We start from the raw sequence: 12,130 nt of genomic DNA on the forward strand, positions 1-12,130 counted from the left end.
CACGTTACTTAGCAATAATAAAGCCGTGATAGTTATATCGCGGCTTTGTTTATTAACCATTATAGTATCTGAACTTGATAACAAGCGGTGGAGTACTTCATGAGTGATTATCAATTAACACAACGAAAACAAAAGCATATCCTGCAACGGTTGGCAAAAGTGGTTAGCATTGTCAGTATCATTGCTGCCTTTATTTGTGCCGGTTATCTACTAACTCTAAATGACACTGACGATAAAGTGATGAAGGCATTTTTTGGCTCAATTTCGTTTTTTTGTTTTACCATGGGTTTAGTTCTCCATAGTATTGGTAGCGCCAACTTACCCGACTTAACTGTGCCACAAGACAAAGTGACGCATAAACCCGACCCTAAAATGTAAACTAGAAACTTTCATGCTAACGCCACTAATTTGACATACATCACAATGGCGTTACTAAATTCACGTTAGCATAGAGCTATCTAAAGCGGTTGTTCTGTTGGGAAAGGTAAAATGGAAGAGTGGGTAGGCGGTCTTTGGCACAAATACATTACGCGTAAAGCAAGCTCAAATTACGAGCATGCAGCGGTGCAGTTTGCCGATGTGAGTCATGCTATAGGTATGGTTTTTCGTGCCTTAGGCGGTGACGCGGTTAAGCGTGTTGAAGCGGCCAGTGGTCGTGACTATATTGTCCGGCGCAGCTTTTTAGAAAAAATTGCCGGTGAAAACCAACAAATCAGCTTAGCTTGGCAAGATGACGAAAGCTTACGACTGCCTGAAACCTTAGCGGTATTTCCAACTACTGAGCTCAATCATGACTTATATATATGGTTAGCCGTGTTAGCGGCTCAACATGATGGTAAGTTTCGACATTGGGCAATTGATAACCAAGCGTTAGTGGTTAAGGTATTGCAGCGTTATCCGGTATTAAAAGCTCGTTATCAGCGCTTGGCTCAAGCCTTTATTGCTAGCCGTGGCGATCACAGCAAAAGACCAAAAGCTGAGCAATTAATGGAGCAAGCCATCAGGCAAGCGATATTACAGCCGGGGTCAGTTACAGAGTTTCCAACGGTTAATTACGCGCCGCAAGCCGTATATTTGTGGCTATACCCGTCTGCGCAAGTTGACCCACAAGTATTACCTGAGTATATCGACGATGAAGAGGACGGCGAATCAGCAGAGTTAAGTAAAGCGAAAAAAAGTGACAGCACCCGAAAAAAAGCTGAGCGTGTTGACACAGGTGACGATAAAGAAGGCATGATGATATTTCGTCTAGAAAGCCTGTTTTCTTGGAGTGAGTTTTCAAAGCTTGACCGTGGAACCGATGACAGTGATGACGATGAAGAGGACAATCAGCGTATCGCAGAAGATCTTGATAAAATTACCTTATCAAATCAGCAAAGCGAAAAAAGTGCCCGTATTAAAATCGATATGGACTTACCTTCGGCATCTGAAGATGACTTGCCGTTAGGCGAGGGCATTAAAATTCCAGAGTGGCACTATAAAAAACAATGTCTAGAAGCGGATCGCTGCTTATTGCAACCCATGTTACCTAAAGATGCAGGTCCGAAAAAGTTACCAATAAAATTACAAAAAACGGCAAAAGCTATTCAAGCGCAATTTGAACAATTACGCAGCGTACGATATTGGCTCAAAGGTCAGCAACAGGGAGAGGAGCTCGACTTACCAGCGTGGCTTGATTTTCATGTTGAATCAAAAATATCACCCACTGAAGAACGAGGCCATTACCGCAGCTTTCGTGGTAATAATCGCGATATTTCCACTTTGTTACTGGCTGATTTATCCATGTCGACGGATGCCTACCTAGACGATAACAGCCGGGTAATTGATGTGGTGCAAGACTCTATGCTGTTATTTGCTGAGGCGTTACACAGCGTTCAAGACAGTTTTGCTATGTATGGGTTTTCTTCAGTTAGGCGCAGCAATGTCCGCTTTACGCTATTGAAAAACTTTAATGAAAAATACGACGATATTATTCGAGGCCGCGTACAATCACTTCGCCCAGGCTTTTATACTCGCATGGGGGCAGCGATTCGCCAAGCAACGAAAGTTTTGGTTGAGCAACGCAGTAGCCAGAAATTATTACTAATATTAACCGACGGTAAGCCAAATGATATCGATCATTATGAAGGGCGCTTTGGTATCGAAGACACGCATCAAGCGATAAAAGAAGCCAATAAGCTGGGTATTAAACCGTTTTGTATTACCATAGACCAAGAAGCACAAAGCTATTTACCTTACATTTTTGGTAGTAATGGGTATACGGTTATTTTAAGACCTGAGCAGTTGCCTGTGCGCTTGCCGCAGTTATATCATCAACTAACCAGTCAATAAATCGCAGCACAATAAATTTATGTGGGAGGCAATATGGCCGAAGAACAAGTCGCTTGCTTATTTTGCCAAGTAAAAAATGACAGTAAATTAGCAAACTGTAGCCATTGTGGCATGGCGCTAACTCAGCATCACCCCGAAGGCAAAGCGCGTTTAAGTTTTTTTGCTAAAGCATTCTGGGGTATAGTGATTTTTTGTGTAGTCATGATGTATCTGTTACCGCGTTAATACTAACGTCAGTTAGGCTTTTGCTAAGCTTGTGCTAGCCAGTAGTTGCGATAACAGCAACTTTGCCTCTTCACTAAACAATAAATTATTGGCGACATCGTCAATAGTTTGTGACTCTAGCGGAAACTGCTTTTGTCTTGATTGCAACTCACTAATAATGTTGGCCTCATATAAATAGCAAGCTAGCGGGCGGTTTTTGTATAAAGTAGGTAATAAAGCTGCCTTTTTCATTTTCGCTTGCAATGCTAACACCTCTAAAATTGCTGGCGGAAACTGCCAATATTTGGCGATCAAGTAAGTCAGTTTTTTTGAGTTTTTAGCCATCATGTCTTTAAATGAGGCGGCATTTGGTTGACAGTCAGGGTGTACAATGGCAAAAGCTCCCAGCATCAATTGATAAATAATTAAATCACCTAAATGGCTGATCAAGCCAATGAAATAGGCTTGTGCAGCACTACCTTGTAATGGCGATTGTTGAACGATGCTTTTCGCATTAATGCCAGTTAACAAGCTATGTTGCCATATTTTCTCACCGTATTGGCGAAAGTAAACGTTACTTTGTGGCACCATTTTGCTAATAAAACCGTTAATGACTCCTTCAACTAACCCTTTTGCACCAAGTAGCATAAAGGCCGACTTAAGCTCGGTGATGGCTTTCTGTTGTCGGTTGTAATAGCTAGAGTTAGCAAGTTCGATGACCTTTGCTGCAATGACGGGTTCTTGTTGGATAAGGTTGATTAACTCATCGGTATCAAAGTTTGCATTGTCGAGTTGTGCAATAATGGCAGTTAATGATGCGGGTAAAATAGGCAGTGCTGCTAAAATGAGTTTTGGCTGCTTGAGTAACGCTTGTATTTTTTCTGTAATGTAGTCAGTTAACTCATCGTTATTGGTTAATGCTTGACTCGGTGATGCACCCAATAAATAGTCATAAAATGCCTGCTGATATTCATCTTCAAAGCTGCGGTAGGATATAGGCTTTGGCTGTGTTTCAACCCCCTGACATTTATGCTCATCATCTAAGGTTGATACTTTTCTACTGTCTTCAAAGTAATAAAGGTTGCTAGCTGTTTTCGGCGTTTTATTGAAAAGTTTATTCAGTAGTCTTGTGAACATATTTGCCAACTTATGAGCCAATGGAATGACTAAAAACGGGCTAGAAAATAACACGTTATTGCTATCAGTCTCTAGCGTACTAGGGTTGTTATGCTATCACTTTTATCTTCAACAGTTGTAGCATGTTTTACGTTTATTTTCTCGTTTATTTTTTCGTTTAACTAGGGGGCTCTTTGGAGATTACTTTTTACAGCGATTTTTTTGGTGCTTAGACAAGTGCTGCCTTTAGGTTCATATAAAAACGGATGTCGGCTTGGTTATTCGCTTTTTAACTAGCATCACGATTATTCAACGCTCGCGCGCGATTAAATCCATTTTAAATGGCACAAATGTTAACCATGAAAGATCAACCGACCCAAGCAAAGACATTAAGCTGTATTTAACATGGCTATTTGCCAAATTTTAGCATGAAGCAAAGTTAGCAGGGAGCAATGTCACTTGTGTAAAGGGTTATAGCTTATATTATTCGCAAAAATGTAACTTAAAGGAGTATTTCCTTGTTGCTAACGTCAGGGCGTGTAAAATACCGGCATTATTTTTTAGCACTGTAAATAAAATTTTCATTATGTTTCAATTAAAATATCAAACCCCGCAAGCTTGGGTGGATGCTGTATTAAAAGACTTCGACGCATTTTTAACGGATCATGCCGCCGCTGAGAAAAAAGCCTCAGGTATGGCGATGTCTATGATCTCACATTACCCCGATCGCAAATCATTGGTTAAAGCCATGGCTGACTTAGCGATAGAAGAGTTGATACACTTTAAACAGGTATTAAAGCTGATCAATGCCCGTGGCGGTCAACTTGGCGCCGATGAAAAAGACCCATACATTAACCAAATCCGTAAAGTGTTTCGCAACGGTAGTGACGTGTTTTTTATGGATAGGTTACTGGTGGCCGGTGTTATTGAGGCTCGTGGTCATGAACGATTTTCCTTGGTGGCAGCAGCTTTACCAGCAGGCAAAGATAAAGACTTTTATCAAAGTATTGCCAAGTCGGAAGAAAAACATAAAAATTTATTTGTTGAGCTCGCCTATGAGTATTTTCCGCCGGCTGAAGTTGACCAAAGGTTAGCTGAAATCCTTAGCATTGAAGCCGATATTTGTGCTGCTTTGCCTTTTCGAGCGGCATTACATTAGCAGCGATTGCTAAGTTAGATTAAGTTAGGAAAGTCCATGAGTAAGGTCAGTGTGGCCCGAGAAAAAGCGTGCGCTAAATATCTGGCACATTATGCAGAGCCAGAAGTGCAGGCATTAGCAAGCTTTCCAAGCACTTTATATTATCAGCACGCGGTGGTGATCCCTGCATTTCAAGAAACTGGCGACTTTATTGACCGCTTTGTTCATTCTGTACTGGCCCAACAAGCCTGCTTATTGATTGTGATCATCAATCAGCCTGATAGTGGGTTATCTTTGCAACAGCAACAAGCGCAAGTTGATTTAAGTGCTTACATCAAACAGCAAGGTGAAACACGTTGGCAACACAACAACCTTTACCTGGTAGAGTTAAACAGTGTTGAACAGCAATCAAATTCCGCCATCTTGCTGGTTGATAGATACAATGTGCCAATTCCCGTCGAACAAGGCGTCGGCTTGGCTCGAAAAATTGGCGCAGATTTAGCACTTAAGCTATATCATCAAGGGCAGATCAGCTCTTCGTGGTTGCACTCCACCGACGCTGATGCACACCTACCAGACAATTATTTGAGCGCTTATGGTCAAGCCAACCCCCTGCTTGATAAGGCGGTAGTAACTTGCTGCAACTTTTATCATTACAGTCGTCACCTTGCAATTCATGATGCCAATATGCGCTACGAAAACGCCTTACGTTATTATGTGGCGGGCTTACAATACGCGCAATCACCATCCGCGTACTTTACTATCGGCAGTACCTTATCTTTTGATGTTTTCGCCTATAGCCAAGCGCGCGGTTTTCCAAAGCGCAGCGCTGGCGAAGACTTTTATTTACTTAATAAACTTGCCAAGTTGGGTGAGGTTGCTTTTTTGTCTGATGTGTTGATCAAGCTTGATGCTCGGCCGTCGCAACGGGTACCTTTTGGTACTGGGCCTGCGGTGCAAAATATTATGCATTTAGCGCAAACTGGGGCTGATTATTACTATTATCATCCCCAGGTTTTTACTGCTTTGCGCACCTGCTTACAGGCATTTGAACATTTATGGCAACAACGGCATCAGCCTGAGTTATGGTTGAGCGAATTACCTGACTATATTCAACAGGCGTTAAGCGCAGTTGGTTTAATGGCTTTTATCAATAAGCAAAAAAATGCTAAACAGCAGCAGTTTAATAAACAGTTAGTAGTGTGGTTTGATAGCTTTAAAACCTTGAAGTTTATTCATGCCGTACGAGATTTAGGCTTAGCCAATATTCCCTTAGAGCAAGCGATAGCAACAGCCCCCTTTTCCATTGACCACTTAAGGTAAGTCACTCACGCTAGCGGCACTTAAATAGTTATTTTTTAAGGGCGCGGTAACAAGTGGTGCGCTTCTTAGTACTCAGTGTGCTGGCTGAAACCTTAAGTACGCTTGCCACTTATTATTTCGTTTTCGATATTTTTTATCTCGTTTTGCAACGAACTTTTGCCGCAACGAAGTGAGCAATTTAAACTGGTATTTCCCTGCTATTAGCTTATTGGTGTCGGTTTAGCAGTCTGTTTTGTTTGATTAACCGTAAACTGCTGGCGAGCCGATAACCCATAACGGCGTTTATGCGCAACTTTGCTTGCAAAAAAGTAGTGTTACCATAGACATAGAAAAGTGGAACAGTTAATAAACATCGACAAATGGCGCTTGGTCTTAGTGTCAGTCTCAGTTATATTGTGGCTACATTTATCGCTATTTAATGATTTACTATGAATATTCGCTCTAAATTAACGCTGAGTTTTGCAGCTACCGTTATATTACCTATTATTGCCATTGCGATTGTTAGTATCTCCATGACAATCTCTAAATCTTCTACAAACTTTGTTGAGCACACGCAGAATGAACTCAGCCAAGTTGATAAAGGCTTTCAGCTATTTTTCCAACAAATTAAAGCTAATGTAAAATTTTTAGCTGCGAACAAATTAACCACGCAACTTCCTGATAATACACATACTTATTTTGACGCAGAGCATATGATGGCGCCAAAAAATGACTCGAGCGAAGAATTGGCTTTATATAAGCTTTATGAAAATTTTGGTCAGTCGCATCCCGATTTACTTTATGTCTACACGGGCACTAAAGATGGTGGCTTTGTGCAATATCCATTGGAAGTGCTTGGTGGTTATGACCCGAGACAAAGACCTTGGTATCAACAAGCGCTAGCTTCGCCGAACGAGCCAATTATTACAGAAGCATATCAAGATGTTATTGGAAAACCTGTGGTCACGTCGGCGTTTGTAGTTAAAAACGCGCAAGGTAATGTTGTTGGCGTTCAAGGGCTAGACGTTACTTTGTCGACTTTGACCGATATATTGAGTAACACTAAGTTAGGTAAAAGTGGCTATTTGATCCTTATTGATGAGTCAGGAACCATTTTAGCTGACGCTAAAACGCCAGAAAACAACTTTAAAAATATTAAAGATCTGCCATCATCATTATTTTCTACCTTACAAAAAACGCCGAACCAACATCACTTTTCGACAGAGCATTTAGGTATGGATGTCAATGTCGCTAGCTATTACTCCAATACGTTAAAGTGGCGTTTTGTCGGTGTTATTGATAGCGATGAAATTTTAGCGCCCGCTTATAGTATGAGTCTAACCATTGCCGTTATTGCCCTAATCATGGTGACATTATTTATTACCATAGGTTTTTGGTTAGCTAATCGCATTGTTCAGCCTATTAACCGTGTTGCTGAAGGCTTGCGTGATATTGCACAAGGTGAGGGCGACTTAACTAAGCGCTTAGCCGTTATAGGTCACGATGAAGTCAGTGAATTAGCACAATGGTTTAATCAATTTTTAGATTCTATTCATCAGCTTGTGGTTGATATTAAAACTTGTGCATCTACTTTAAATATGGCGGCAAATCAATCAGGCCAGCAAATTGCGGATGTTAAATCAGTTAGCCACCAACAAGAGCAATCGATAGACAATGTGAATAGTCTCATAACAACTATGACAGATATCGCACACCAAACATCCAATGATTGTCATGAAAGTTCAACGACGATTATTAAAACACAAGAGTATGCAAAAAAAGGCACGTCGTTGATCTCAGTGACGGTTAATGAAGTGAGTTTATTAAATGAATCGTTAAGTGAGTCATCGCAATCGATGAAGTCACTCGAGCTGGAAAGCGAAAATATTACCAAGATATTAGATGTGATCCGCAGCATAGCAGAGCAAACCAACCTATTAGCACTGAATGCGGCAATTGAAGCAGCAAGAGCAGGTGAGCAAGGACGAGGCTTTGCGGTTGTTGCCGATGAGGTGAGAACATTAGCCCAACGTTCACGCGGTGCGACTGAAGAAATTGATACCGTACTAATGAATTTGCTAGAAAAAACCCGTGTTGTTTCTCAGCAAATGGGAGTGAATGTTGAACAATCGCAACAGACCATTGAAAAAATAGAACAAGCAAACCAGTCATTTAACGAAATCAGTTCGTTAGTGGGACAAATGAAAGAAAATATAGCGCGTATTACGCATGCCGCAGAGCAACAGTGCAGTTCATCAGATCTGATTAATGACGATATCAGTGGCATAAATCACTCGGCCAAAGGGATAGTTACAACAGCTGATGCATTGGCGGACGGCTCAAAAGACTTGCTCGTCTTATCAAAAGATTTAACCAACTTGGTTGGGCGATTTAATGTGAGCCAGCCGTAACGATAGCAGTAACGAAAATAAACAATGGCTAAAAAGCCAGTATCAATTTTTATATTGATACTGTTTTTTTTGTTTTTGGGGGATATACAAGGTGTTTAAGTTAAATTAAGTTAAAAAATAGCGACGTTTTTTAGCGCCGAGTAATAGCTTAGCGCCGCGATCTTAGTTTGAGTTTTACAAAAAGTTGCTAACGTTATTCACCACATAAAACAAACAATCTGAGCGGGCGATATCTTTTTCGGTCGAGGCCATAAATATTTTTAAATTGCTTGCACAAAGCAATTTATTTTCATCAACTCTAAAATACTTATCAATGACATTCACTCCTTGGTCATTTAACATTTCGAGGTTTTCTAAGCCTTTATCATCTAACCAACCTAATACCAAGCCGTCACAGCAGCCACCGTAATTAAATTGCTCAATATTATCGCGCAGGGTTACACCACTGTAGTTTTCATCATGCTTGCTAAATGATAGCTTTCGATCTGGTTTAATAGTTAAACGTAAGGGCTTATACAGAATTTGTACGGCCTTATCTTGCGGCAGCGCACATTGACTGTCGCATTGAGCAAACTGTTTAATACCCTTGAAGGCAACATCGTGAGCTTGATCATCCATTTTGCCACCACATTCTATGGTGACCACAGGGCATGGAAAATCGACCTCCATCAAGCCGCCAATACGAATATCAGATAACAATAAAGTGTCACAAAAATAAGAGGTGATAGATAATACATTGGGGCTGATCAAGGTGCTAACGGCAAAGGCTGGACAATTACCCGAGGTATTATGTATATCAATAATGGCTTTCGGATTTACTTCGCGAATCGCATGGGCTATTAGCCTTGCCCGCTCAACATAGCCGTTGAGGTGTTGATTATCCTGGTACTCACTTTGACGAATACTTTGTTCATTAAAACAGCGGTTTAAATCAATGCCATCAGGCATATAACGATGATGGAAAAGGTGTTGATGCGTAGCTGCTTCCACCGAGGAAATTATAATACGAATATTGGTTTTCGGGCGAGGTAAAGTGTTTTCTGCGGTTAACCAGCGGTGAATACCAATTAAACCAGAAGGTTCGTCACCGTGTAATAAGGTAGAGATAACGCGCCATTCATCATTATTTTCTCCATTAATATCGATTACGGTTAAACCTATTAGCGATAGCAAAAACTGTTCATAATCGGCGTGCAAGGTACGACTACAAGGGTCTACTAAATAGTTTATTTCGCTAAAATCTATATCCATAACTTACCCCAAAGTGCGCCAGACCGGCGCGTGTGTCAAAACTAGAATGAAACATGACAAAAGATTGCCTAGAAAACGTCTTAATTTATTATATTTTCTAAGCATGACATAAAGCCGAGTAATGGGTTGTTGACTGAGGTCAAATAAGCTGCGGATTTGTGTTGAGAAAGTGATACATTTAGCAGCTTTTTATTTTAGTGGTTGTTTTTTACCATGACAATGGCGAGTTATCGGAAGCTACGTTGTTGCCCGTGACAGCCAGTTTGTTGTTCACGCATTTGTCGTTGTCATGTTATAGACGATATCAATCATCGTTATTTAGCTTGGTATTAGTAAGATAATTACTTATGCTGAGTACTCACAAAAGGAGGTAACATCGTATGCAAACTGTGGTTGCAAATATTTTAGCGCAAATAGAGACAGTGGTGATTGGCAAACCACATCAAATAAAATTGGCGCTGGCTTGTTTATTAGCTAAAGGCCACATTTTAATTGAAGACTTACCGGGGATGGGAAAAACCACCTTAGCTAACACCTTGGCAGCGACCTTAGGCTTGTCTTATCAACGTATTCAATTTACCTCAGATTTAATGCCGTCAGATGTTATCGGTATTGCCATTTATGAAGAACAAAGCAAATCGTTTCAATTGCATCCTGGGGCAATATTTAATCAAGTTGTATTAGCAGATGAAGTCAATCGCGCGAGCCCAAAAACACAAAGTGCATTATTAGAGGCGATGGAAGAAGGGCGAGTGAGCGTCGATGGTGTTACGCACTCACTGCCTGAGCCTTTTTTTGTTATTGCCACCCAGAACCCAATGTCACATGCTGGTACTTACCCTTTACCTGAGTCACAACTGGATCGGTTTATGATGCGATTGTCTTTGGGGTTTCCTAGCATCGCGGCGGAGCGAAAAATTTTACAAGCTAACAGTTCGCATCGTGATACAGTGGCCATTACGGCCTGTATAGATCTTAACCAGTTGCGTGAAATTCAACAACACATTGCCAATATCAGTGTTAGTGCTGCAATTATTGATTATGTGATTGCACTTTGTCGGCTAAGCAGAAGCCAAGACAGTCAAGCTAAGGCGTTATCACCACGAGCCGGCAAGTCATTATTAGCTGCCGCGAAAGCTTGGGCGTTTATGGAAAATAGAGACTATGTTATCCCCGATGATGTACAAGCCGTGTTCTCGCCTGTGTGTGAGCATAGGTTGGCGCCACAGCAACACCATATTTTTGACGAAGCTAATGAGCTTTCACAACAGATATTGTCACAAGTTAATCCAACGGATCCCTTAGCTTAATGACAGTACTCATAAGCAAAAATACCGGTGAGGTGCATCGGTGTTAAAGCACACACAAAAAAGTTTATGGTCTCGGCTGTTTAGGCCGATACAAGTTGTGGTTGCGCAACGCGTTCAAGCTTGGATAACACGACGTATGCCACAAGCCGCTCACCAGTCGATCAATTACAAAAATATTTTTATTATGCCGACACGCTTTGGTGCCAGCTTTTTATTTTTTACCTTGTTGCTATTTCTATTGGGCACAAATTATCAAAACAACGTGATTATTTTGCTGAGTTATTTACTGGTGAGCTTTTTTATTGTGGTATTACACCATAGTTTTTTTAATCTCAGTGGCTTGCGCTTTCGTGCCGAGCAATCCATACAGGGCTTTGTCGCTAGCCAAGTATATTTTCCATTACAGGTGAGTAGCGATAAAAAACGTTTTAATATTGGCTTTTCCTTTGTCCTTGCGGAAAAAAGTCAGTCGCCAGATGTGGTAACAATGGCGCAGTTACCGATTGGCCACACTTGCATTCAAGTGCCGTATCGGCTCGTACGGCGTGGGCAGTACTCCTTGCCACGCGTCCTGATCGCCAGTGAATACGGCTTTGGCCTCTTTAAAACATGGACCAGTTTAGACTTTGCACAGCAGGTAACGGCTTTTCCAAAGCCTATGAGTTACTGCTGGGCAGATGCTAGCAACAAGGCGGCCAGTCAACAGACAACGAGCTCGATTGAAAGTTATCACAGTAGCGGCCAAGCCGGTCAAGATGAGTTTTATCAACTACAAAGTTATCAAACGGGCGAGCCACTATCACGCGTGGCATGGAAGCATGTGGCGCGGGGGCAAGGTTGGTTGACAAAGCACTACCAGCAGGCTTTATCGGCTAAGTTACACTTTGATTTTTCATCATTGCCACAGGGCAGTACTGAGCAACGTTTAAGTTGGCTAAGTTTTGCTATAAAAGACAGCGCCGATAAGCAACTTGGTTTTTCTTTAACATTACCCAATCAAAGTTTTAGCTATGATAACGGTCGCGAACATACCCTGAAGTGCTTAACGGCATTAGCCAAGTTTTGAG

At 41.3% G+C, this 12,130-nt stretch carries 10 protein-coding genes; 8 read left to right on the top strand and 2 right to left on the bottom strand.

Features of this window, described 5'->3' with window-relative positions; translation table 11 throughout:
- The first annotated feature begins 99 nt into the window (after positions 1-99).
- The 3 genes from B6K83_RS06600 (at position 100) to B6K83_RS06610 (ending at position 2,556) form a co-directional block, all read left to right on the top strand.
- Entirely contained in the window at positions 100-378 is a 279-nt protein-coding gene (locus B6K83_RS06600; RefSeq protein ID WP_085284159.1) for a hypothetical protein, read from the top strand.
- A gap of 111 nt (positions 379-489) precedes the next feature.
- Positions 490-2,331, top strand: a complete 1,842-nt coding sequence (locus tag B6K83_RS06605) for a nitric oxide reductase activation protein NorD (protein ID WP_085284160.1) — start codon at positions 490-492, stop codon at positions 2,329-2,331.
- 33 nt (positions 2,332-2,364) lie between these two features.
- Entirely contained in the window at positions 2,365-2,556 is a 192-nt protein-coding gene (locus B6K83_RS06610; protein ID WP_085284161.1) for a hypothetical protein, read from the top strand.
- Between the two features lie 12 nt (positions 2,557-2,568).
- Here B6K83_RS06610 and B6K83_RS06615 read toward each other — a convergent pair whose 3' ends face one another.
- Positions 2,569-3,672: an HDOD domain-containing protein gene (locus tag B6K83_RS06615; RefSeq protein WP_139175511.1), complete on the bottom strand. Its 1,104-nt coding sequence runs from the start codon at positions 3,670-3,672 to the stop codon at positions 2,569-2,571.
- A gap of 565 nt (positions 3,673-4,237) precedes the next feature.
- Here B6K83_RS06615 and miaE point away from each other — a divergent pair.
- The 3 genes from miaE to B6K83_RS06630 all read left to right on the top strand — a co-directional run bounded on the left by miaE (position 4,238) and on the right by B6K83_RS06630 (position 8,502).
- Positions 4,238-4,810, top strand: a complete 573-nt coding sequence (miaE, locus tag B6K83_RS06620) for a tRNA-(ms[2]io[6]A)-hydroxylase (RefSeq protein ID WP_085284163.1) — start codon at positions 4,238-4,240, stop codon at positions 4,808-4,810.
- 36 nt (positions 4,811-4,846) lie between these two features.
- A complete protein-coding gene (locus B6K83_RS06625; RefSeq protein WP_085284164.1) occupies positions 4,847-6,112 on the top strand; it encodes a glycosyltransferase family protein in 1,266 nt (421 codons plus the stop codon).
- A 428-nt stretch (positions 6,113-6,540) separates the two neighbouring features.
- Entirely contained in the window at positions 6,541-8,502 is a 1,962-nt protein-coding gene (locus tag B6K83_RS06630) for a methyl-accepting chemotaxis protein (RefSeq protein ID WP_085284165.1), read from the top strand.
- Between the two features lie 174 nt (positions 8,503-8,676).
- Here the strand turns inward: B6K83_RS06630 and B6K83_RS06635 are convergent, their stop codons facing one another.
- Positions 8,677-9,753, bottom strand: coding sequence for a M14 family metallopeptidase (locus B6K83_RS06635; RefSeq protein WP_085284166.1), 1,077 nt, complete (start codon positions 9,751-9,753; stop codon positions 8,677-8,679).
- Positions 9,754-10,133: 380 nt separating this feature from the next.
- Here B6K83_RS06635 and B6K83_RS06640 point away from each other — a divergent pair, with 380 nt between their 5' ends.
- Positions 10,134-11,063 carry an AAA family ATPase gene (locus B6K83_RS06640; protein ID WP_085284167.1) on the top strand — a complete coding sequence of 310 codons (930 nt, stop codon included), beginning with the start codon at positions 10,134-10,136 and terminating at the stop codon, positions 11,061-11,063.
- A gap of 40 nt (positions 11,064-11,103) precedes the next feature.
- Positions 11,104-12,129, top strand: a complete 1,026-nt coding sequence (locus B6K83_RS06645) for a DUF58 domain-containing protein (protein ID WP_085284168.1) — start codon at positions 11,104-11,106, stop codon at positions 12,127-12,129.
- Position 12,130 lies beyond the last annotated feature (1 nt).

It is taken from the genome of Colwellia chukchiensis (assembly GCF_002104455.1).
GTDB classification, from domain to species: Bacteria; Pseudomonadota; Gammaproteobacteria; order Enterobacterales; family Alteromonadaceae; genus Cognaticolwellia; species Cognaticolwellia chukchiensis.

Bases quoted from the DNA above. Each gene is read 5' to 3' on its own strand.
- B6K83_RS06600 (WP_085284159.1), top strand. From the start codon at position 100: ATGAGTGATTATCAATTAACACAACGAAAACAAAAGCATATCCTGCAA.
- B6K83_RS06605 (WP_085284160.1), top strand. From the start codon at position 490: ATGGAAGAGTGGGTAGGCGGTCTTTGGCACAAATACATTACGCGTAAA.
- B6K83_RS06610 (WP_085284161.1), top strand. From the start codon at position 2,365: ATGGCCGAAGAACAAGTCGCTTGCTTATTTTGCCAAGTAAAAAATGAC.
- B6K83_RS06615 (WP_139175511.1), bottom strand. From the start codon at position 3,672: ATGTTCACAAGACTACTGAATAAACTTTTCAATAAAACGCCGAAAACA.
- miaE (WP_085284163.1), top strand. From the start codon at position 4,238: ATGTTTCAATTAAAATATCAAACCCCGCAAGCTTGGGTGGATGCTGTA.
- B6K83_RS06625 (WP_085284164.1), top strand. From the start codon at position 4,847: ATGAGTAAGGTCAGTGTGGCCCGAGAAAAAGCGTGCGCTAAATATCTG.
- B6K83_RS06630 (WP_085284165.1), top strand. From the start codon at position 6,541: ATGAATATTCGCTCTAAATTAACGCTGAGTTTTGCAGCTACCGTTATA.
- B6K83_RS06635 (WP_085284166.1), bottom strand. From the start codon at position 9,753: ATGGATATAGATTTTAGCGAAATAAACTATTTAGTAGACCCTTGTAGT.
- B6K83_RS06640 (WP_085284167.1), top strand. From the start codon at position 10,134: ATGCAAACTGTGGTTGCAAATATTTTAGCGCAAATAGAGACAGTGGTG.